Annotated in this window: 16 protein-coding genes; 8 read left to right on the top strand and 8 right to left on the bottom strand. The window is 71.5% G+C overall.

The annotated features are described in order from the left end of the window. The 5 genes from FPT20_RS03920 to FPT20_RS03900 all read right to left on the bottom strand — a co-directional run bounded on the left by FPT20_RS03920 (position 1) and on the right by FPT20_RS03900 (position 7,547). Complete coding sequence (locus FPT20_RS03920) at positions 1-1,431, bottom strand: DUF5719 family protein (protein ID WP_158862791.1); 1,431 nt, start codon at positions 1,429-1,431, stop codon at positions 1-3. Continuing rightward, positions 1,424-4,756, bottom strand: coding sequence for a glycosyltransferase (locus tag FPT20_RS03915; protein ID WP_158862789.1), 3,333 nt, complete (start codon positions 4,754-4,756; stop codon positions 1,424-1,426). The genes FPT20_RS03920 and FPT20_RS03915 overlap by 8 nt, the downstream gene beginning before the upstream one ends. 83 nt (positions 4,757-4,839) lie before the next feature. Next, positions 4,840-5,163 carry a WhiB family transcriptional regulator gene (locus FPT20_RS03910; protein WP_158862787.1) on the bottom strand — a complete coding sequence of 108 codons (324 nt, stop codon included), beginning with the start codon at positions 5,161-5,163 and terminating at the stop codon, positions 4,840-4,842. Between the two features lie 193 nt (positions 5,164-5,356). Continuing rightward, positions 5,357-6,319: a UDP-glucose 4-epimerase GalE gene (gene galE / locus FPT20_RS03905; RefSeq protein WP_158862785.1), complete on the bottom strand. Its 963-nt coding sequence runs from the start codon at positions 6,317-6,319 to the stop codon at positions 5,357-5,359. A 49-nt stretch (positions 6,320-6,368) separates the two neighbouring features. Beyond that, positions 6,369-7,547, bottom strand: a complete 1,179-nt coding sequence (locus FPT20_RS03900; protein ID WP_158862783.1) for an acyl-CoA dehydrogenase family protein — start codon at positions 7,545-7,547, stop codon at positions 6,369-6,371. A 116-nt stretch (positions 7,548-7,663) separates the two neighbouring features. Between FPT20_RS03900 and manA the strand changes: the two genes are divergently transcribed. Genes manA through FPT20_RS03885 form a run of 3 tightly spaced genes read left to right on the top strand, consistent with a single transcriptional unit; the run spans position 7,664 to position 11,517 of the window. Further along, positions 7,664-8,824, top strand: coding sequence for a mannose-6-phosphate isomerase, class I (manA, locus tag FPT20_RS03895; protein ID WP_158862781.1), 1,161 nt, complete (start codon positions 7,664-7,666; stop codon positions 8,822-8,824). A 50-nt stretch (positions 8,825-8,874) separates the two neighbouring features. Then, positions 8,875-10,206 carry an O-antigen ligase family protein gene (locus tag FPT20_RS03890; protein WP_158862779.1) on the top strand — a complete coding sequence of 444 codons (1,332 nt, stop codon included), beginning with the start codon at positions 8,875-8,877 and terminating at the stop codon, positions 10,204-10,206. A gap of 9 nt (positions 10,207-10,215) precedes the next feature. Further along, positions 10,216-11,517: an O-antigen ligase family protein gene (locus FPT20_RS03885; protein ID WP_158862777.1), complete on the top strand. Its 1,302-nt coding sequence runs from the start codon at positions 10,216-10,218 to the stop codon at positions 11,515-11,517. 15 nt (positions 11,518-11,532) lie between these two features. Here FPT20_RS03885 and FPT20_RS03880 read toward each other — a convergent pair whose 3' ends face one another. Next, the gene (locus FPT20_RS03880; protein ID WP_199245660.1) at positions 11,533-13,587 is read right to left on the bottom strand and encodes an FG-GAP-like repeat-containing protein; all 2,055 of its coding nucleotides are present in this window, start codon (positions 13,585-13,587) and stop codon (positions 11,533-11,535) included. Between the two features lie 150 nt (positions 13,588-13,737). Between FPT20_RS03880 and FPT20_RS03875 the strand changes: the two genes are divergently transcribed. After that, positions 13,738-16,353 (top strand): GH25 family lysozyme, encoded by a 2,616-nt coding sequence (locus tag FPT20_RS03875; protein ID WP_158862773.1) that lies wholly within the window; start codon positions 13,738-13,740, stop codon positions 16,351-16,353. A gap of 18 nt (positions 16,354-16,371) precedes the next feature. Here FPT20_RS03875 and FPT20_RS18100 read toward each other — a convergent pair whose 3' ends face one another. Next, entirely contained in the window at positions 16,372-17,079 is a 708-nt protein-coding gene (locus tag FPT20_RS18100; protein ID WP_158862771.1) for an acyl-ACP--UDP-N- acetylglucosamine O-acyltransferase, read from the bottom strand. Between the two features lie 88 nt (positions 17,080-17,167). Between FPT20_RS18100 and FPT20_RS03865 the strand changes: the two genes are divergently transcribed. The 4 genes from FPT20_RS03865 to FPT20_RS03850 are packed head-to-tail and all read left to right on the top strand — an operon-like array spanning position 17,168 to position 20,661. Next, a complete protein-coding gene (locus tag FPT20_RS03865) occupies positions 17,168-18,268 on the top strand; it encodes a DegT/DnrJ/EryC1/StrS family aminotransferase (RefSeq protein ID WP_158862769.1) in 1,101 nt (366 codons plus the stop codon). Next, entirely contained in the window at positions 18,265-19,230 is a 966-nt protein-coding gene (locus FPT20_RS03860; protein WP_158862767.1) for a Gfo/Idh/MocA family protein, read from the top strand. The genes FPT20_RS03865 and FPT20_RS03860 overlap by 4 nt, the downstream gene beginning before the upstream one ends. Beyond that, positions 19,227-19,697 carry a GtrA family protein gene (locus tag FPT20_RS03855; protein WP_158862765.1) on the top strand — a complete coding sequence of 157 codons (471 nt, stop codon included), beginning with the start codon at positions 19,227-19,229 and terminating at the stop codon, positions 19,695-19,697. Before FPT20_RS03860 ends, FPT20_RS03855 begins: the two co-directional genes overlap by 4 nt. A 1-nt stretch (position 19,698) precedes the next feature. Next, the gene (locus FPT20_RS03850; RefSeq protein ID WP_158862763.1) at positions 19,699-20,661 is read left to right on the top strand and encodes a glycosyltransferase family 2 protein; all 963 of its coding nucleotides are present in this window, start codon (positions 19,699-19,701) and stop codon (positions 20,659-20,661) included. 3 nt (positions 20,662-20,664) lie between these two features. Here the strand turns inward: FPT20_RS03850 and FPT20_RS03845 are convergent, their stop codons facing one another. Then, positions 20,665-22,269 carry a DUF2142 domain-containing protein gene (locus FPT20_RS03845; protein ID WP_158862760.1) on the bottom strand — a complete coding sequence of 535 codons (1,605 nt, stop codon included), beginning with the start codon at positions 22,267-22,269 and terminating at the stop codon, positions 20,665-20,667. Positions 22,270-22,307: the final 38 nt, after the last annotated feature.

Raw genomic sequence — 22,307 nt, 5'->3', positions numbered from 1 at the left:
TCAGCGCGGGTAGACGGCGATCGGCGCGGCCAGCGCGCCGGGCGGCGTCAGTACGAACGAGGAGGCGGCCCCGTCGTCCTGCACGCTGACGCTCCCCCGCAGCCCGGAGGCGCCCGTGAGCGTGTACGCGCCGCCGGGCAGCCGAAGCGGGGCGCCTCCCTCAGCCGGAACCGTGAGCGTCGACGAGTGTCCGTCCGCCGCCTTCACGGTGACCTTCTTGTCCGAGTCACCGGCGTTGGCCAGATGGAGGGTCGCGTTCGGGCCGCCGGGCATCGTCGCGAGGAGCGAGTCCCCGAGCTCCAACGCCGCGCCGAACCAGGCGAAGTCGCGGCTCTTCGTGCCGACCGAGGTCGTCCTGGCCGCGACGACGACGGGCACCGAGGAGTGGACCGTGACCGTATAGGAGCCGTCCTTGAGGTGCTGGAGGGGCAGCTCCGCGACGGAACCGGCCTTCACCGTCTGCGCGAAGGAGTCGCCGACCGCCGTGCCTGCCTCCCCCACCGTTCCGACGGTGAGCTGCGCGTCCTCCGTGCCGGGAACCAGGACCCGCAGGGCCGGGAAGTCGACGTTCACGCCCTCGGCCGACTGCGCTGCCTGCACGGCGTCCATGGAGGCGACCGTCAGCCCCGGGATGATCTGGGTCCGGGAGGGACCGCTCGTCGCACCCGAGAGCTCGACGCCACGCGGTTCGATGCCCTGCTCGTAGCTCTGCTGCATGGTCGCGACGACCTGTCCGCCGCGGGCGATCACGTGGACGACCGGGGCCGTAGCCGACGGGGCGAGTCCGGCGAGCGGCACGACCTTCTGCGCTCCGGCGGGGACGACGATCCCTGTCGCGCCGGGCGCGTCGACGGCCCCCGTCTCCGTCCAGATCGAGAGGTCGACCGTCGCGTCGACGGAGGTGGGATTCGCGAGGAGGACGAGGCTCGTCTGTCCGAGCGATGTCGAGCCCGCGACGAGCCAGGAGTCCGCCGTCGCCTCCGAGCACGCGGAGGCGGCGAGGCCGGTCAGGTCGTCCGAGGTCACCGTCTGCACCTGGCTGCCCGCGAAGAGCGGCGGTTCCTTGGCGCCGGCGGGCGTCTGCACCGTGAGGACGCCCGGAGCCTGCTTGGACGACGTGGTGTCCGCGTCGGGCCGGAGGGCGGTCGCGGCTGCCTTCGGGCCGTCGGTCCCCGACGTGACGGTGGGCTGCCCGAGGGCGCTCGGGCGAGTCGCTTGGCCGGTGTCGGCGGCGAGGGCCAGCACCGAGCCCGGGCAGACGCGCTGCTGATCGGCGGGCACCGGCTTGACGGTCTGCGCCGGGGCCGGGACGGCGAAGGTCGGCAACGGCAGGAGGCTCGCACCGCCGACCACCACGACGGCGACGGCGACGCCGATCACCCCGCCGATGCTCCGGACGCCGATGCGGGCGATGGTGCGACGGTCAGCCACGGCGCTCTCCCTGGTTCGCGGGACGGGCCCGGATGATCGTCTCGTCCAGCCCCTCCTCGAGGGTGGTCGGTGCGCCGTGTGCGGGCGCTGCCGCGTACTCGTAGCGCCGCCCGGTGGCGGGATCGGAGTCCGCGTCCGCCAACGGCTCGGCCTGCGCCTCCTCGACGGCGTCCGCCTGCGGCTCCTCCACGGCGTCCGCCTGCGGCTCCTCCACGGCGTCCGCCTGCGGCTCCTCCACGGCGTCCGCCTGCGGTCCCGCCCCGTCGGCCTCCGACTCCTTGACGCGCTCCGCCTCCTCGGCCTCGCTGGACTCGACGGCCTGCTCGGGTTCGGGCTCCGGGTCGTAGTCGTCGAGCGTCTCGTCGGCGATGCCCCCCTCGCCCGGCGGGGTCTCCTCGGGCTCGTCGTCCGGTTCGACGGCGGCCTCGGGCTCGGCGCCGCCCCGGCGGCGCGGCCTGCGCGCCGTGAGCTCGGAGACCCGGTCGGCCGACCGGGTCGTCGGTATGGCGAGCAGCAGCGTGGCACCGAAGACGATCGCCTGGACGAGCAGCACGATGAGTCGCGCGATGCCGCCCGCGTCCGCCGGGATCGCCGCGGCGGTCGGGACGGCCGCGGTGCCCCGGTCGAAGGCCCACAGCTGGCCGTCGCCCGTGGAGCCGACCCCGGTGAGGATCGGGTTCGCGTCCAGCGCGACGGCCGCCCTCGTGCGCGTCGCCTCGGCGCGAGCGGCGTCCTCCGCGGCCGTGGCCGACGCCGGGGCCGCCGGGGAGGCCGGGACGGCATCGGCACGCACCGGAGCGGGAGGCGCCAGCAGCACGAAGTCGATGCCGAGCTCCTTCAGGCGCGCGGACGCGTCGTACCCGCTTCGGGAGGCAAGGTTGCCCGCGACCGTGGCGAGCTCCTTCTGCTGAGACGTCAGCCCGCGCTGCGTCGAGCTCAGGGTGGACTGCTGATCGAGGGTCGCGCCCGCGCCGCGCACCACCAGGGCACTGATTCCGCCGTCCGGTTGCGGCGTGATCCGCAACGTCCCCGTGCGGGGCTGCGTGGTCGCCTTGGCGGTGACGACGGCCGGCATCGTCCGGCCGTCCGTCGCGCGGACGACGGCGGTGTGGTTCAGCGTGGCGATGGCGGAGGGGGTGGCGAGCATCGCCAGGGCGACGACCGCCGCCCAGGCCGGGTAGACCGCCGCGCGGCCGAGAGCCGAGAGGGCGACCACGGCAGCGCCGATCAGCCCGAGCCAGTACAGGCTCACCGCCGCACCGGGCCAGATCGGCACGACCGCCGAGCCGAGGCTGACGGCCTGGAGCTGCAGTGCCGCGACCGCGGTGACGAACCCGGCGAGCGCGACGGCGAGGGCGACGATGGCCCGGACCGTCCCTCGGAGGAACAGCGCGAGGAGAGCTAGTACGCCGAGCGGCGCCAGGAGGATCGGGACGATGATCGACGGGGCGGCGGCGGGCAGGCCGAGGCTCTGCGCGAGGAGGTGCCAGCCTCCGAGAGCGCCGTCGGGCAAGCCGAGGGCAAGCTCCCACGCGGGGACGTGCCGGGCATCGACCGGGAGGCCCGGGTCCGCGAAGATCGACAGCCACGCGCCCCGGGACGCCTGCTGCCAGACGAGCGGCGCGAAGAGGACGAGTGTGGGGAGGGGGATGAAGACGATCCGCGCGGCGCGACGGCCGGCGAAGACGATGGCGGCGACCCACGCGACGAGGAGCGCCGGGATGAGCACCGGAGCGCAGGCGGCGGTGGCGGCCGCGAGGAGCGCCGTCGTCGCGCTCGTCGACCAGGAGCGACGCGCCGCCAGACCAGCGAAGAAGAGCCACGGGAGCAGCACGTGCGCGAGCACCGCAGCGGGCCGGCCGCCCTGGATGGCGACGAAGAGCGTGGGCGCGAGCCCGTAGGCAAGCGCCGCGAACGCGCGGATGACGCCCCGGCTCGTCAGACGCGCCGCTGCAAGCCACGCGCCGAGCGTCGCGAGCGGCGCCGCCAGCACGAAGAAGATCACGAGAGCCTGCGACGGCTGCCAGAAGGTGAGCGTCCCGAGGACCGCGAGGACGGCCGAGAAGGGGTCGGCCGCACCGGTGAAGCCCAGCCCGGTGTCGCGCCAGCCGTAGCCGAGACCCTGCCACAGCCGTCCGACGGACGCGTCGAGCGGCAGCATGCCGCCTCCCGTGAGCGCCGTGCCGCTGAGCAGGGGGAACAGCAGCCCGAACCCGATGACGAGGGCGGCGAACACCGTCCAGCCGCCTCCGGTCGCGAAGAACTCGAGATCCTGGCGCTCCCCCTGGAGGGACACGAGCGCCATTTCGCGCTTCAGCGCGCGCGAGCGCCGGACCTCGGCCATGGGGATGCGGAGCGGCGCGATCGCCGACCACCCGACCTCGCGGCCCCGGGCCAGGCGCCGGCGGGCGTTCGGCACGGCCATGCCCGAGAACGCGACGAGGAAGGCAGCGGCGAGTTCGCCTCCCATCGAGCCGGGCTCCTTGCGCAGGAGGCGCAGGAGAGCGCGGAGGATGCCGAGCGGGACGAGGCTCAGCCAGTGGAGGGGCACCGCCCAGCCGGGCGCGTACGCCATGCGGCGGTGCAGCTGGGCGCGGCGGCGCTCCCGCGCGCGCCGACGGCGCGCGCTCCACTTGCCGGAGAAGTCCGGGCCGGCGAGCCCTGAGCCGCCGACCGCCACGCGGGCCTGAGCGACGAGGGTGACCCGGTAGCCCGCGAGCCGTGCCCGCGTGCAGAAGTCGAGGCCGTCGTCGGCCGTGGGGAGGGCGGGGTCGAAGCCGTCGAGCTTCTCCCACAGCGCCTGTCGCACGAGCATGCCCGCCGAGGAGACGGCGAGCACGTCGCTCAGCCCGTCGTGCTGGGCCTGGTCGAGTTCGTTCTCGACGAGCGGGAGGGAGGCGCCGTACGGCGTCATCGCCTCGCCGAACTCGCGGATGAAGGCCGGATCGTCCCAGTCGAGCAGCTTCGGGCCCACGACCGCGACGGAGGGCGAGACCTCGAGCGCGGCGAGCAGGGCCTCCAGCGCCTCCGGCTCGGGCGCCGTGTCGTGGGCGAGCAGCCAGAGCAGCTCCTCCCCCGACGCGGCGGGCGGCAGGACGCGCACGGCGGCGGCCACGGCGGCCCCGAACGGGAGCCGCTCGGGAATGCTGAGGAGCTGGGTGGGACCGGACTCCGACAGGAGCCGGGCGGCATCGTCGGTGGAGGCGCAGTCGACGGCGATCACGGCGTCCGGGCGGCGGGTCTGGGCGGCGAGGGCGTCGAGAGTGCGCTGCAGGCGGGTGCCGCCGCTGTGGGCGACGACGACGGCGGTGACTCTCGGATACATCGGGTGTCAGCCTAGGTCGGCCGCACGCGGATCCGGGCTTTGCGCCGGGCGCGGCGCGCCATTCGCGATCCAGCCGAGGGGTGTCAGCCCGCGCGCTTGCGGAGCTTGCGGCGCTCGCGCTCCGAGAGGCCGCCCCAGATGCCGAAGCGCTCGTCGTTCGCCAGAGCGTAGTCGAGGCACTGCGAGCGGACCTCGCACGAGGAGCAGATGCGCTTCGCGTCGCGGGTGGATCCGCCCTTCTCGGGGAAGAAGGCCTCCGGGTCGGTCTGGGCGCACAGCGCGTCCGACTGCCAGGAGAGCGGGTTGTCCTCGTCGACCTCGACCGACCGGACACCGGGGACACCGAGACGGACGGGGTCGATGAACCAATCGTCGGGTACCCCAGAACGATATTCCGGAACTGTCATATCGGTCTCCCCACCCATGTACTGCGATGCAACGCGAGGCTCGCGTCCCTGCAAGTAATTACATCCTTGTGATTCGCAAAGGTCAAGTCGCGAATCGTAAAGCCTGGACCGCTGGTCGAGAGTTCGCGACGCGCCGAGGTTCGGCAACAATCGCGACACGCCCGACCGTTCTACCCCCGCGGCCGAGACGGTGTCAGGACGCCGCCTGCCGTGCTTCCCAGGCGCTGCGCACCATGTCGTCGAGGGTGTGGCGCATCTTCCAGTCGAGATCGCGGGCTGCGAGCTCTCCGGAAGCAACGATCCTCGCCGGGTCGCCCGGCCGTCGAGGCCCCACTTCTGGGGTGAAAACGATGCCAGTCACGGAGGCGACCGTCGACATGATCTCGCCCACCGACACGCCGTCGCCGCTGCCGAGGTTGTAGACCGGCTCGATCGGCTCGCCGGCGTCGAGCCGCTTCGCGGCGGCGACGTGCGAGACCGCGAGGTCGGCGACGTGGATGTAGTCGCGGACGCAGGTCCCGTCCGGGGTCGGGTAGTCGTTCCCGTTGATCCGTGGCGTGCGCCCCTCCGCGAGCGCGTCGAACACGAGCGGGAAGAGGTTGTGCGGGCTGGTGTCGCGGAGGGAGGGGTCGCCCGACCCGACGACGTTGAAGTAGCGCAGGGACGTGTGCCGGAGGCCTGCCGCGACGCCCTGGTCGCGCAGGAGCCACTCCCCGATCAGCTTGGACTCGCCGTAGGGCGACTCGGGGTTCTTGGGCGTCGCCTCCGTGACGGTGTCCGTCGGCGGCGTGCCGTAGACGGCCGCTGAGGACGAGAACACCACCGCGTCGACGCCGGCCTCCTGCATGGTCGCGAGGAGCACGGCGGTGCCGGTCACGTTCTGCTCGTAGGTGTGGAGCGGGCGCTGCACCGAAACGCCGGCGTACTTGAACCCGGCGACGTGCACCACGCCGCTGATGCGGTTCTCAGCGAAGACGTGCTCGAGCAGGGCCCCGTCGAGGATGGTCCCGCGATAGAACGGCACGTCGGCCGGCACGAACTCCTCGTGGCCGCTCGACAGATCGTCCACGACGACGACGTCGATGCCCTCGTCGCGGAACGCGCGCACGACGTGCGCTCCGATGTATCCGGCGCCGCCGGTCACCAACCAAGCCACCCGGGAACCTCCTGTCGTTCGGTCACAGACAGGGGAAACCCTATCGGCCTCAGACGAAGGCGGCCTGCCCGGTGATCGCCCGCCCCACGATGAGCGTGTTCATCTCACGGGTGCCCTCGTACGAGTAGAGCGCCTCCGCGTCGGCGAAGAAGCGCGCGACGTCGTAGTCGAGCACGATCCCGTTCCCGCCCATGACCTCGCGGCACCAGGCCACGGTCTCCCGCATGCGCGCCGTCGCGAACGCCTTGGCCAGCGCGGAGTGCTCATCGCGCTGTGCGCCGTCGTCGAGCATCTGCGAGACGCGGGTGCAGAGCCCGATCGAGGCGGTGATGTTCCCGATCGACTTCACGAGGAGGTCCTGGATGAGCTGGTGGGAGGCGATCGGCTTGCCGAACTGGACGCGCTCCTTCGCATAGGCCAGCGCGGCCTCGTAGGCGCCGACGGCGACGCCGATGGCGGCCCAGGCGACCTCGGCCCGGGTGAGCCGGAGGACGGCGGCCGTGTCGCGGAACGAGTTCGCGTTCTGGAGGCGCAGCGCCTCCGGGACGACCACGTCCTCCAGCGTGATGTCGGCGTTCTGCACGATGCGGAGGGACTGCTTGCCCTCGATCTTGGTCGCCGTGTAGCCGGGGGTGTCCGTCGGGACGATGAAGCCCTTGACCTGCCCGTCCTCGGCGCTCTTCGCCCAGATGACGGTGATGTCGCTGAACGTCGCGTTCCCGATCCAGCGTTTGGAGCCGTTCAGCACCCAGTCGTCCCCGCGACGTGTCGCGATGGTGCGGAGGCCCTGCGCCGAGTCGGAGCCGGACTGCGGTTCGGTGAGGCCGAACGCGCCCAGCACCTCCCCGCTCGCGAGCTTCGGGAGCCATTCGGCGCGCTGCTCGTCCGAGCCGCAGACGCCGATGGCGCCGAGGGCGAGTCCGTTCTGCACGCCGACGTAGGTGCTCACGGACGCGTCCACGCGGGCGAGCTCGAGGGCGACCCAGCCCCGGAACACGGCCGAGTTCTCGAACGGGGCGGTCTCCGGGAAGCCCAGGCCGATGGCCCCCTTACCGTGCAGCACCTCGACGATCTGGTGCGGGAACTCGGCGCGCTCCCAGTACTCGTTGACGATGGGCTTCACATCCGCCTCGAGCGCCGCGCGGAGTTCGGCGAGGAAGTCCTTCTCGCGATCGGTGAGGAGGTCCTCGAAACCGTAGAAGTCGCTGGCGAGGGTCTCGAAGGCCATGGCTGCTCCAGTGCATCGGGTGACGGGTGTCGGGCGTCTCTCACCCTAGGGAGGCAGCGGGCCGCTCCCAAAGCGATTGGTAGTTTGGTCTAACCGGATCGAAGGGAAGCCCCAGGATGTTTGTGCCCATCGGCAACACGCCGCGCGACTACGCCTGGGGATCGGCCACCGCCATCGCCGGCCTGCTCGGATCGCCCGCGAGCGGCGGACCGGAGGCCGAGCTCTGGCTCGGCTCGCACCCCGGCTCCCCGGCGCGCGTGCTCGATCCGTCGCTGACGGGAGGGGCGGCCGACCTGGCGGCGTGGGAGCGCACGGCCGGTCTGCCGTACCTCCTCAAGGTGCTCGCGGCCGACCGGCCTCTTTCGCTCCAGGCGCACCCGTCGCCCGAGCAGGCGCGCGAGGGGTTCGAGCGCGAGAACGCGGCGGGTCTCCCCGCCGACTCGGCGGAGCGCAACTACAAGGACCCGTTTCACAAGCCCGAGCTGATCTTCGCGCTGAGCGACCCGTTCGAGGCGCTGTGCGGCTTCCGCGACCCCGCCGTGAGCGCTGCCGCGCTGGCGCGCCTGGCTTCCGTGTCGGGCGACGACCGCATCGCGCGGTTCGCGGCGACGCTGCGCGGCGACGCGTCTCGCGTGCTCCGCGAGGCCACCGAGTGGCTTCTGGGAGGCGACCCGGCCGTCCCCGAGCTCGTCGCGGCCGTGGTGGAAGCTGCTGCCGCACTTCCGGACGACCGCGACGCCAGCACGGTGCGCCTGCTCGCCGAGGCCTTCCCCGGCGACCCGGGAATCGTCCTGGCCCTCCTGCTCAACCGCGCGACGCTCCGGCCCGGCGAGGTGCTGTACCTCCCCGCCGGCAACATCCACGCCTACCTGCAGGGGCTCGGCATCGAGCTGATGGCCGCCTCGGACAACGTGCTGCGAGGGGGCCTGACCCCGAAGCGGGTCGACGTGCCGGAACTCGTCCGCGTGCTCGACTTCACGCCCATCGAGGCGGACCGGCTCGAGCCCGAGCGCCCCGCCCCGGGGCTCGAGGTCTTCCGGCCGGACGTGCCCGACTTCGCGCTCGACCACGTGACCGTCGGAGCGGACGCCGCCGAGGTCGCGCTTCCCCTCCCGGGCACGGCGATCGCACTCGTCACCGCCGGGGAGGTGCGGCTGCGCGGCGCGCACGGCGAGACGCGGCTGGCGCGCGGCGAGGCCGCGGTCATCACGGCCGACGAGGGCGCCGTAGCGGTCTCCGGCGACGGCACCGTCTTCGTCGCGACGCCCAACCGGTGACCCGCGCCAGTCGCCCCGCCAGGACGGGCCGGGTCGGATATTCTTCCCGGGTGATCACGCCCCGCACGCCGTCGCCCGTCACCGTCGACGCCGCGCGGGCGACCACCGGCACGGGCACCTCGGTGTTCGCCTCCCTCGTGCTGTTCACGCTGTTCGCCGGCGACTTCTTCCGCGACCTGATCAGCTGGCCCGGGTACTTCGTCGTCGCCGGGGTGCTCGCCGTGGGGACCGTCGTGCTGCTCGTCCGCTCGCGCCCCTCCCTGCGCTGGCGCACCACGCCCAAGACGCTCGTCGCGTTCCTGGCACTCGCGGTCGTCTCGGTCGCCTGGTCGGCCTATCCCGGCGCCTCCGCGCTCGGTGTGCTGGCCCAGCTCGCCACGACGGCCGGCGGCCTGTTCCTCGCCCTGTGCCTGAGCTGGTCGTCCCTTCTCACAGCGCTGTCCAACGCCTTCCGCTGGATCCTGGGCCTCTCCCTCCTGTTCGAGCTCGTCGTGGCGCTGTTCGTGCGGCACCCGGTGCTCCCGGTCACACCGGCGATCCCCATGTCCCCGGGCAAGCACCCGGCGGCTTTCTACTGGAGCCGCGACCTGCTCTTCCACGGAGGTCCGATCCAGGGCATCGTCGGGAACAGCAACATCCTGGCCATGATCGCGCTGCTCTCCTTGATCGTGTTCGGCGTGCAACTGGCCGATCGGGTGTTCCGCCGGGGGTCGGTGATCGTGTGGCTCGTGGTTGCGGCTGTCACGCTGGCACTGACGCGTTCCTCCACCGTGATCGTCGCGCTGCTCGTCACGGGAGCGGTGCTCGGGTTCGCGCTCTGGACCCGGCGCGCCGGCCCCGCGCGGAGACGGCCGGTCTATGCGACGGCGGCGGCTCTGCTCGTCGCGGTGATCGTGCTCGTCTCCCTTTTCGCGTCGCGCATCCCGGCCCTGTTCGGGAAGAGCGAGGACCTCACCGGACGCCTCGACATCTGGCAGAAGGTGATCGGCCTCGCGCAGGAGCGGCCCGTGTTCGGCTGGGGCTGGGTCAGCTACTGGGCGCCCTGGGTCGAGCCGTTCCAGCACCTGGCCGAACGCGGCGGAGTCGTGTACCTGCAGGCGCACAACGCGTGGCTGGACGTCTGGCTGCAGCTCGGCGTCGTGGGCGTCGTCGTGTTCGGCCTCCTCGTGCTCGGGACCCTGTGGCGGTCGTGGTTCGGAGCCGTAGACCGGCCGCGGTTCGGCATCGACGACGAGCGCCCGTTCACGGCCCTGACGCTCCTGCCGCTGCTCCTCCTGGCCGCGCTGCTCGCCCAGAGCCTCGCCGAGAGCCGCATCTTGATCGAGGGCGGCTGGGCGCTCCTCGTCGTGCTCGCCGTGAAGACCAAGAGGGGCCCTGCGTAGGATTTGAGCATGGCACAGCCCCGTCGAGCCCTGGTCCCGTCCGCGGTGACCGAGTTCCTCGGCTCAGCCCGGTTCAACTCGGCTGTCGCCGTGCTCTCGGTCGGGGTGGCGTTCTCGACGCACGCGATCCGGTCCGTGATGGGCTGGCCCGGACTGATCGGGGCCCTCGCCGCGCTCGTCGTGCTCGCCGCGATATCGTTCGCAGCTCAGTGGCGGCTCGTCGAATGGCACGGGCTGCTGCCGATCTCGATCCTCGTGTTCGTGGGGTGGTGCGGCGTCTCCATCGTCTGGAGCAGCTACGCCTGGGCGTCCATCGGAGGCTTCGCCTACCAGGTCGTGTTCGCCTTCCTCGGGATCTACATCGCCCTCGTCCGCGACGCCATCCAGATCGTCCGCGTGGTCGGCGACGTGCTGCGCACCCTGCTCGTCGCGTCGCTCGCCCTGGAGGTGCTGAGCGGCCTCCTGCTCGATCTCCCGATCGCCTTCCTCGGCATCCAGGGCAACATCGCGCAGGGCGGCCCGATCCAGGGCATCTTCGGCACCCGCAACCAGCTCAGCATCGTGGCCCTCATCGCCTTCGTCACGTTCCTGGTGGAGCTGCGCACCCGATCGGTGCGACCGCCGCTCGCCGCGTTCTCGATCACCCTCTCGGTGCTCTGCATCCTGCTCGCGCACTCCCCGGTCATCGCGGCCGTGTCCGTCTTCGTGGGGCTCGCGACGCTCGCGCTCTACGGGCTGCGCAAGCTCGGGCCGGGGCCGCGCCGGTACGCGGAGGCCGGGCTCGCCGTCGTGCTCGTCGCCTCCCTGGTGCTCGCCTGGGTGTACCGCACGCGTGTCATCGACCTGCTGAACGCCCGCGCCGACTTCCAGGTGCGCTACCGGCTGTGGATCCAGATCTGGGAGCTCATCCCGGTGAACACGCTCCAGGGCTGGGGATGGGTCGGGTCGTGGCCGGTCGACCTCTACCCGTTCGACGCCATCAACCTGAACTCGGGCGTCGCCCATGCGAACGGCCTCAACGCCTACCTCGACGTCTACCTCCAGGTCGGGCTGATCGGACTCATCCTGTTCGTGGGCCTGCTCGCCCTGGCGTTCGGGCGCTCGTGGCTGCTCGGCGCGAACCGGCGGAGCGTGGTGTACGTCTGGGCCCCCCTCGTCATGGTCGCGCTGCTCGTGACGAGCGTGTTCGAATCATCGATCCTCGTCGAGGCGGGATGGCTGCTCGTGGTCGTGTGCGCCGTGAAGGCGTCGCAGGGGATGAGCTGGCGGGTGCGGCTGGCGCAGCGCGACCACAGCGGCAAGCCGGCTTAGCGGCACCGCCTCGCGCTACCCGAGCCAGGTCATCCCCTGCCAGCCCGACCCGACCTGGCGGGCAGCGAGCCAGCTCGAGCGGCCGTTCCCCGGATACAGGATGAGGGCGCCCGAGGTCGTTCTCCCGAGGATGTCGTCGTGTCCGTCGCCGTCGAAGTCTCCGACGGAGATCACCGCCGACATGATGTTCCAGCCTGTCCCGACCACCACGGGGGCCTTCCATCCCGCGCTCGTGTGAGCGTAGAGCCAGAGGCGCCCCGCCGAGTCGCGGGCCAGGACGTCCGGCGCGCCGTCGCCGTCGAAGTCCTCGATCCCCACGACGGCGGACATCACGCCCCAGCCCGAGCCCACCGCCTGGGGCGACCGCCAGCTGCCGTGCCCGTCGCCCGGGTAGAGCCACAGCGTGCCCGACCCGTCGACGGCGAGGATGTCGGCGGTGCCGCGGCCGGAGAAGTCGTGCGCGGCCAGGATCGTGGTCATGATGTTCCAGCCGGAGCCGACCTGCCGCCGGGGGAACCACCCGCCGGCACCGTCACCGGGGTAGAGCCAGAACGCACCCGAGGCGTCGCGTGCCAGGACGTCGTTGTGCCCGTCGCCGTCGAAGTCGCCGGGAGAGACGATGGCGGTCATCCCGTCCCAGCCCGAACCGACCTGGCTCGAGGTTGGGACGCGCCATCCCCCGTGCCCGTCGCCGCGGTAGAGGAGCAGAGCCCCTCCGGGTGCGCGCGCGAGCACGTCGGACGTCGAGTCGGAGTTGAAGTCGTTCTGCACCGGCGGCAAGGGAGCCGAGGGCGGAGCAGCAGCTCCGGGCGCGGCGAGCGCCGACACGCCGTTCGGGCTCCCCAGTCCCGTCGGTCCGTCATAGCCCGGACCGGCGGTGCACGCGTAGGCGGGAGTGCACCCGGTCCCGGTGCTCCCCTGGACGATGTCGTTGAGCGCCTTCGGGTGCGCGTACGGGTAGGAGGCGGGGAAGGTCCCGGTGGCCGGCGTACCCGCCAGGGCGTACATCCCGGCGATCAGAGGGGAGGCGACGCTCGTCCCTCCGAACACCTGCCACACGGAGGGCGACGCCGTGCCCGGCACCGGTCCGTACCCCGCGACTCCCGTCGACGGATCGGCGACCGCCGAGATGTCGGACACCGTCCGGCTTGCACAGCCGGTGTCGGTCTGCCAAGCGGGTTTCGGGCTGTAGGGGCTGCACCCGCTGCCCGATCCGCTCCAGGCGGCCTCGGTCCAGCCTCGCGCGGTGCCGGACGCCCGCGAGAGCGTCGTTCCCCCGACGGCGGTCACGTACTGCGAACTGGCGGGGAACTGCGTGCCCTGTCCGTTGTCGCCGCTCGCCGCGGTGACGACGACACCGGGGTGGTCGTAGTGGGGCTCGTAGGCACTGAGGTCCGCCGTCGTGTCGGCAACGCCGTACGAGTTCGTCATGTACCGCGCCCCCAGCTGGACGGCGGTGTCCGCGGCCGCTCCGAGGTTCGCCACGGAGGCGTCGTCCGCCTCGACGAGCAGGATCCGGCAATTCGGGCAGGCCGCCGCGACCATCTCGATGTCGATCGCCGTCTCGGGCCCCCAGGAGAGTCCCGGGTCGACCGCGGGCAGCGCGGAGCCGCCGCGCTGGTCCACTTTGCGGAAGCATCCGTTCGCGCTCGTGCAGGCGGGGAGGCCGTACTGCGACCGGTAGGCGGCCAGATCCGACTCCGCCGAGGGCAGATCGTACGCGTCGATGACCGCTACCGTTGCTCCGGCGCCTCCTGTGGCGGGCAGAGCGTAGGCGGCACGCAGGTCCGCCGGCCCGAAGCCGACGGGCGCCCCGCCGGTGACGGCGGGCGTCGCGACCCCCTCCACCACCTCGGCGAGGCACGCTGCCCGGTGCGGAAGAGGCGTGGTGCAGACCCGCCGGTGCGCCTTCCCCGCCAGGCCGGGGAGCGGCGCGGGCGTCGGCGACGGTCTGCCGATCCCGGGCGACGGAGCCGGCGCAGCGGACGCGGGCAGCGGGGAACCGGCGATGGCCGGCGCGACGCACAGGACGGCAGCCAGCATCACCAGGACGGACCTACGAATCCTCACAGAAACCTCCCAGTGTGGAGCCCCAACAGTACCAACGGGAAACACGCGCCATCCAGGTCGACTCGCGGGAGGCAGCGGCCCGCTAGCATCGACCTGCGCGTCCGCCCTCCGACCGGGGCTCGACGGGCCGTCCGAACGGAGAGTCTTCCGATGCCCAAAATCACACGCTTCCGGGCCGCTCTGGCCGTGGTCCCGCTTGCCGCCATCGTCGTCGCCGGCGGCCTGCCCCTGTGGGCCGGTGAGCCCGCAGCCGCCGCGGCTACGGCCACGTCGCCGACCACGGCGCCGGCATCCCCCACGCCGGCGACGACCTCCAGCCCGACGTCGCCGAAGCCCGCTTCCCCCAGTGTCAACGCGGATCCGGACCTGGCCACGCAGAACGCCGCTCACGACCACGCTATGGGGTCGACCGTCCAGCAGTACGAGCCGCGGCCCGTCTCGCAGAAGGCGGTGGCGTCGCCGAGCCTCGCTCCTCCCGGGCTGCCCGGCCTCGACGTCAGCGGCTGGCAGACGAACATCGACTGGAACCAGGTGGCCGCCAACGGCGCAAAGTTCGCTTACGTGAAGGCGACCGAGTCGACCGACTACACGAGCAGCCAGTTCGCCCTCCAGTACAACGGCTCTTACGCGGCAGGCCTGACCCGCGGCGCCTATCACTTCGCCGTGCCCAACGCGAGCTCGGGCGCCGCGCAGGCGAACTTCTTCGTGAACAACGGCGGCGGCTGGTCCAAGGACGGCCGCACGCTCCCCCCGCTGCTCGACATCGAATACGACCCGTACACCTCGACGGACGGCACGAACACCTGTTACGGGCTGTCGGCGGGGGCGATGGTCGCCTGGATCGCCGATTTCTCGAACACCGTCTATCAGCGGGTCGGCCGCTACCCGGCGATCTACACGACCACCGGCTGGTGGACGCAGTGCACCGGGAACAGCCCCGCGTTCGGAGCCAATCCGCTGTTCATCGCGCGCTACCCCAGCAACATCTCCAACGGCCCCGGAGCGATGCCCGCCGGATGGGGCACCTACACGATGTGGCAATGGGCGGACGCCGGTGTGTTCCCGGGTGACCAGGACGTCTTCAACGGAGGCACGGCCGCCCTGCTGCAGCTGGCGCTAACCGGCCAGGCGCTGGCCCAGCCGGTGATCGGCGCCGGGGACCTCAACGGCGACGGCAAGCCTGACATCCTCGCACGCAAGCCCGACGGATCGCTCTGGTTCTACGCGGGCACGGGAGCGAGCGGGAACTCGGCGGGATACGCCGCCGGGGTGCAGGTCGGCTCCGGCTGGGACATCTTCGACGACATCATCGCGCCCGGCGATCTCAACGGCGACGGGAAGCCCGACCTCCTCGGGCGCCGGAGAGACGGCACGCTCGTCTTCTATCCGGTGACCGGGACCACCAGCGGAGGCGCGCCCCTCTTCGGCGCGGGGATCGCTCTCAGCTCCGGCTGGGACATGTTCACCGACGTCATCGCCGCCGGAGACGTGAACGGCGATCACCGCCCCGACCTGCTCGGCCGCAAACCGGACGGCACGCTCTGGCTGTATCCGGGGACGGGCCAGGTCGGATCCGGGAGCACGGGATTCGTGAACGGGCCGCAGGTCGGCACCTCCTGGAACATCTTCTCCCAGGTCGTCGGCGTCGGCGACCTGAGCGGGGACGGCTGGGACGACCTGCTGGCCCTGCGGACCGACGGCTCGCTGTGGCTCTACCGGGGGTCCTCGGCGGGCTATCAGTCGGGCACGCCGGTGAGCGCCTCGGGCCTGGCGGCCTCGGATCTCCTCATCGCGGGCGGCGACGCGAACGGCGACGGACGCCCGGACCTCCTCGCGCGCACGGGGTCGGGAGAGCTCGACTTCTACGCGGGGACGATGTCCGTCGCGGCTCCGTTCGGCGCTCCCCAGACGGTCGGCTCGGGCTGGACCGTGTTCAACCGGGTCATCGGAGCGGGCGACACCAACGGTGACGGGACTCCGGACATCGTGGCCACCGCGAGCGACGGGACCCTCTGGTTCTATGCGGGCAACGGCTCGAGCGGCGGCGTGAACCGCAGCTACCAGGCCGGGATCAGGATCGGGTGGGGCTGGAACGGCTTCACCCGCGTGATCGGCGGCGGCGACCTCAATGGCGACGGCCGGCCCGACCTCGTCGCCGTGTACGGGGACGGGAGCCTCTGGCTCTATCCCGGGACGGGTGTCGTGAACCCGGCCTCGCCGGCCGCCTACGGGGCGGGCATCCGGATCGGCTCCGGCGGCTGGAACGCCTTCACCTCGCTGTCTCTGGGCGACTTCGACGGCGACGGAATCGCGGACATCCTGGCGAAGGCGACGGATGGGACGCTGCGCCTGTACCGCGGTATCCGCCAGACGCCGTCCTCCACCGCGTGGCTGGCGTCCCCCGTCGTCATCGGGAGCGGGTGGAACGCCTACTCGGCGATCGACACGACCGGCGACTCGAACGGGGACGGCAAGGCCGACGTCGTCGCGCAGCGCCCCGACGGGACCCTCTGGATCTCCGCAGGCACGGGAACCGGCGGCACCGTGACGCTCGCTCCTGCGACCCTCATCGGCTCGGGCTGGACGATCTTCTCGACGGTGACCGGTACCGGCGACAAGTCACCGGGCCGGACGGGCGACCTGCTCGGCGTGCGGACGGACGGCGCGCTGCTGTACTACCCGAGCACGAACGCCGCCGGCGTCGCGAACGTGCCGGGGCTCGCCGGCGCGGTGGTCGCCGGATCGGGCTGGCAGATCTTCGGGTGACCGGGTGACCGGGCCGCGTCAGGAGGCGCGGCCCGGTCGCCCCGTCCACTCCGAGGAGGCGACCGCCAGCGCAGGGTGACTGAACGCCTCCGGGGAGTCCGCACCCGCTTCGTACGCGGTCGCGACCTCGCGGATGGCGTCGGCGGGGATGCCTGCGCGCTCCATGCCGATCGAGTTGGCTCCCCGGACGCGAGCGGGGTTCCCGAACGCCTTGGCCCACGGAGGCACGTCGTGCGTGACGACGGCACCCATCCCGACCATCGCGCCGCGGCCGACGTAGCGACGCTGGTGCACGGCGACGGCGAGCCCGAGGTTCGCCCCGTCCGCGATCCGGACGTGGCCCGCGAGGAGCACGCTCGAGGCGAGCGTGACGTCGTCGCCGAGCCGGCAGTCGTGCGCCACGTACGACTGGTTCATGATGAACGCCCGGTCCCCGATGGTCGTCACGTCGTGCCAGCCCTGGTGCACCTGCGCGTACTCGCGGATGACGTTGCCGCTCCCGATCGCGACGCCGTTGCCGTCGGAGGGCGCGTCGGCGCGCGGGTGCGGCCAGCTCCGGACCTCGGGCGGGGCACCGATCACGACGCCGGCACCGAACCAGTTGTCGTCGCCGATCGTGACGGGTCCCGTGATCACGACGAACGGCCCGATCGTGTTCCCCTCGCCGAGCACGACGTCTCCCGAGAGCTGGGCGGTCGGGTGGATCGAATTGCTGCCGCCGGTCACGCGCGGCCCCGCCCGTCAGGAGAGACAAGGTAAAGTGGCAGCGCATACTTTCCGATCAGCACTCTGCACTATAAACACACGAGGCTCAATGATTCCCATCACGACCGTGAAGTTCGGCGCCGACGAGGAGCGCGAGGTCCTCGACGTCCTCCGCTCCGGATCCATCGCCCAGGGACCGAAGGTCGCCCGGCTGGAAGAAGAATTCGCCCGGATGCACGGCGTCCCGCACGCCATCGCGGTCAACAACGGGACGACGGCCCTCGTGGCGGCGCTGGAGGTGCTCGACCTCGAACCCGGAGACGAGGTCGTGACGTCTCCGTTCACCTTCGTGGCGACGCTCAACGCGATCCTCGAGAGCGGCGCGACGGCCACCTTCGCCGACATCACCCTCGACGACTTCAACCTCGACCCGGAGTCCGTGCGCCGGGCCGTCGGCCCGAACACGAAGGTCCTGCTCCCGGTCCACCTGTACGGCCAGATGGCCGACATGGCCCCGATCGCCGAGCTGGCGACCGAGAAGGGGCTGCGCATCCTCGAGGACTCCGCGCAGTCGCACGGGGCGACCTATCAGGGGCGTGCCGCCGGCAGCTTCGGCCTCGGGTCGTTCTCGCTCTACGCCACCAAGAACCTCACGACCGGCGAGGGCGGCATCATCACGACGGACGACGACGCGCTCGCCGACCGCCTCCGCGTGCTCCGCAACCAGGGCATGCGTGCCCGCTACGCGTACGAGATGGCCGGCCACAACTACCGGCTCACCGACCTGCAGGCGGCCCTGGCTCTCCCCCAGCTCGCGCGCTACGCCTCCATCGTGGAGGCGCGCAAGCGCAACGCCGCACGCCTGATCGAAGGACTCGAGGGCGTCCCCGGCGTCGTCGCGCCCCGTGAGCTCGACGGCCGCTCTCACGTGTGGCACCAGTTCACGATCCGGGTCACCGACGAGGCCCGCGTCGGCCGCGACCAGTTCGTGGAGGCGCTGCACGGCGAAGGCGTCGGAGCGGGCGTCTACTACCCGCGCCTCCTCTGGGACTACGACGCCTACCGCGACCACCCGCGCGTCCGCCGCACCGAGGCGCCGGTCGCCGACCAGGTCGCCCGCCAGGTGATCTCCCTCCCCGTCCACAATGCGCTGAGCGACGACGACCTGTCGGCCATCGTCGCTGCCGTTCGCAAGATTGCAGGAGCATGACCACGAAGCGCATCGCCCTCGTCGGCGCGGGCACCATGGGAAGCCACCATGCCCGCGTGATCGCGCAGTCGGCGGACGCCGACCTCGCCGTCCTCGTCGACCCGCGCGAGTCCGTCGGCCGAGCCGTCGCCGACCGGTTCGGCGCCAGCTGGGCGCCGGAGCTGCCCGACCTCGCCGAGATCGACGGCGTCGTCGTGGCCGCGGCGACCGAGGCGCACTACCCGCTCGCGATGCAGGTCCTGTCGCAGGACACGCCCCTCCTCATCGAGAAGCCCGTCGCCGACGACCTCCTCCGCACCGAGGAGATCCTGGCCCTCGCCGACGCGAAGGACCTGCCGTTCATGTGCGGTCTGCTCGAGCGCTACAACCCCGCGGTCATGACGGCTCGCGAGCTCATGGCCGAGCCGCTGCACGTCACCGCGACCCGCCATTCGCCGTACGCTCAGCGCATCCGGACCGGTGTGGCGTGGGACCTCCTCGTCCACGACGTCGACCTCGCGATCGGCATCATCGGGAGCGCCCCGACCGGCGTCGAGTCGCGACTCGGCCACTTCCACCCGGACTCGCTCGCCGACGCCGAGGACGTCGCCGAGACGATCCTCGATTTCCCGGGCGGCGCGATCGCCCACGTGTCCGCCAGCCGGGTCGGACAGCGCAAGATCCGTCAGCTCTCCATCTACGAGCGCGAGCGCCTCATCGAGGTCGACCTGCTGCGCCGCGATGTGACGGTGTACCGCCACGTCTCCGAGAACTCGGTCGACGAGGGCCGGGGCTACCGGCAGCAGACGGTCATCGAGATCCCGGAGCTCGTGAGCTCGCAGGAGCCGCTGACGACCCAGTTCGTCCGCTTCCTCGACGTCATCGACGGCCGGGTCGACGCGGCGGCGGAGCGCGCGAGCTTCCTCCCGGCGCACCGCGTGATCGACCAGGTCATCGCTCGGCGCCCCGTCCTGCAGGCATGAGCGGCCTCCCGGGCAGCGAGGAGGCACCACGGCGGAGGAGCGGCTTCCGCGCCTTCTTCGATCACTCCGTGGTCAGGTACCTCATCGCCGGCGGACTCGCCTTCCTCGTCGACTTCGGCCTGCTCGCCCTGTTCCACGAGGTTCTCGGCATCGCGACCTGGCTGGCCGCCGGCCTCGCCTTCATCATCAGCTTCGCGTTCACGTACACGATCCAGCGGGTGTTCTCCTTCGGCTCGCAGGTCCCGCACGGGCCGGCGCTCCTCAAGTACACGACGCTGGTCGCCGTGAACACGATCGCGACCGCCGTGATCGTCGCCGTCGTGGACACGTCGCCGCTGAGCTGGGCGGGCGGGAAGATCATCGCCACCTGCGTGACGACGATCTGGAACTACTTCGCTTACCGGTATTGGGTCTTCGCCGCGCCGCGGCGGACGACCGCGGCGGCCCCGACCGCCCGAGAGGACTGAGATGTACAACGGAGCGCGGATCGCCGCGGTGGTGCCTGCCTACAAGGAAGAGAAGATGATCTCCGTGGTCATCGACACCATGCCGGAGTTCGTCGACGACATCGTCATCGTCGACGACCACAGCCCGGACAACACGAGCGCGGTCGTCGCGGCCCACTCCGACCCGCGCGTCACCCTGATCCGGCACGAGGAGAACCAGGGCGTCGGCGGAGCGATCATCACGGGGCACAAGGCCGCCATGGAGCTCGGCGCCGACGTCAACGTCATCATGGCGGGCGATGCGCAGATGGATCCCGCGTACCTCCCGGCCCTGCTCGACCACGTCACGACGGAGGGCTACGGCTTCGCGAAGGCCAACCGGTTCTTCGCTCCCGAGTCGTTCCGCGGCATGCCCCGGTACCGCATCTTCGGCAACATCGTGCTGTCGTTCATGACAAAGCTCGCCTCCGGCTACTGGCACCTCTTCGACCCTCAGAACGGCTACACCGCCATCCGGACGGAGGTGCTGAAGCGGCTCCCGCTCGAGAACGTCGCCCGGCGCTACTCGTTCGAGAACGATCTGCTCATCCACCTGAACATCCTCCAGGTGCCCGCCGTCGACGTCCCGATCCCCGCCGTCTACGGCGAGGAGGTGTCCAGCATCCGGCTCGGCCAGGTGATCCCCGAGTTGATCTCGCTGCTGACGAGAGGCTTCTGGAGACGGATCTGGTACCGCTACGTGCTGTGGTCGTTCTCCCCGATCGCGCTGCTGCTGTCGCTCGGGATGGTCCTCTTCGTCTTCGGGCTCGGCGTGGCCATCTGGGTGTGCTTCCAGATCGCCGCGTCCGTGGTGGCGACCGCCGCCACCGTGATGCTCGCCGCCCTGCCGCTCATGATCGGGTCGCAGATGCTCATCTCGGCGCTCCAGCTCGACATCCAGGCGAGCCCGTCAACACCGACCTACTCCCCCTTCGTGAGGAAGTAGGTCTCAGCGGACAGCGTCCCGTTCCTCGACGGGAGTCGTCTCAGCCGCCAGAGGCGTCGTCGCTGCGGCGTTCTCGTTCGCCGACGGGCCTTCGAGGTGCGCAGCGGGCTCGCCCAGGGCCGGAGCGGCCAACGTGGACGCGCGCCACGCCACAGCGACGAGGGCGATGCCGATCGTCATGACGACGGGCCACACGACCCATCCGCCCGGAGGCTGCCACCCGGGATGCGCGATGAACGACAGCCACTCGGTGGAGGCACCCCGCGAGTAACGCTTGATGGCGAACACGAGGGCGAGGAGGTGGGCGGTCAGGACGAGGACGCTGAGCGTCCACACCGCGCGGCGGGCGAACCCCGAGCGGAGCACGGCGAGATCGAACCGTTCCCCGAGGACGACTCCCGCGACGAGCACCACGCAGGCGAAAGCCACGAGCGAGTAGCGCCCCTGCCAGATGTACCCCGAGTGCACCACCGAGCCCGCCTGAGTCACCGCGGGCACCAGGACGAGGCCGGCGAGGGTGACGATGAAGGCGTACACGAGTCGGCGCCGTGCGACGATCAGCGCGAGAACGGCCATGCCTCCGGCGAGCGCGCCCCAGACCGCCGTGACATAGGAGGGCGGGAAGGTGTCCAGCCAGCCGAAGATGCCCACGAACGCCGGATCGATCGAACGGTTCAGCACCATCGTGACGAAGGCGGAGATCGGCGGCGTGTACCCCGCCCCCGAGAAGGTGCCCATCGAGTTCAGCGTGTTGGTACCGAGGATCCAGGCCACCGCGAAAGCACCCGCGATTGCGATCCCGACGAGCGTGATCCAGACGCCCGGCAGCCGGAGGAGCTCGCCCAGTCGCCCCTTGCGGGCACCGACGATGGCGGCGATGCCGATGACCGCCAGCCATACCGGCGAGATGCCCCTCATATTGACGAGGACGGCACCGCTCAGGAACGCCAGCGGAAGCATCCAGCGGCGCCCCGTGCCGTCACCGCGGACGAGCGCGAGAAGCAGGGCGAGGAGGGCGACGCCGGAGGCGACCTCCAGGCCGTTGGGATTCACGGAGGCGCTGAGGAAGAGCACCATCGGCGTCGCGGCGGCGAAGATGGTGGCCCCGGCGAAGAACCGCAGACCCGACCTTCTCAGCGCCGCGAACGCGATCGCCAGGAACGCCGAGCAGAGGAGCGCGCCGATCGTTCGCATCGCGAAGACGGTCGCGTGGGCCGTGCTGAAGAGCAGGCTCGGCCAACCGACCGCCAGGTAGTACAAGGGGTCGTAGAGACCGGCCGAGGTCCAAGTCGTACGGTCCGGGCCTCCCGTGAACGGGCCGTGGCAGTCCGCGGTCACGTCGGCTCTGAACATGAAGCAGGGCCAGGACGGCGCCGTCGCGATGTCGCCCGGTACGACGACGTTCGTGATGGCCGGCTCGGACGTCGGCTTGCCGATGAACTCGCCGCGGACGACGGCGGCTGCCTTCACGATGTGGGACGACTCGTCCGGACTCCCGCTGAGCGGTGTCGACACGGCCCACGCCTCGGCGGCCAGGAAGATCCCGAGGAAGACGAGCAGGGTGGCGAGCCACGGCCGGGCGGCGATCGGCGAGAGCAGACGGGTCATCGGGAACTTTCTGAAGACGGACGGCACCTAGCTTACGA

It is taken from the genome of Leifsonia sp. AG29 (assembly GCF_009765225.1).
Classification (GTDB): domain Bacteria; phylum Actinomycetota; class Actinomycetes; order Actinomycetales; family Microbacteriaceae; genus Leifsonia.
This window is presented reverse-complemented; position numbering and strand designations above follow the sequence as displayed.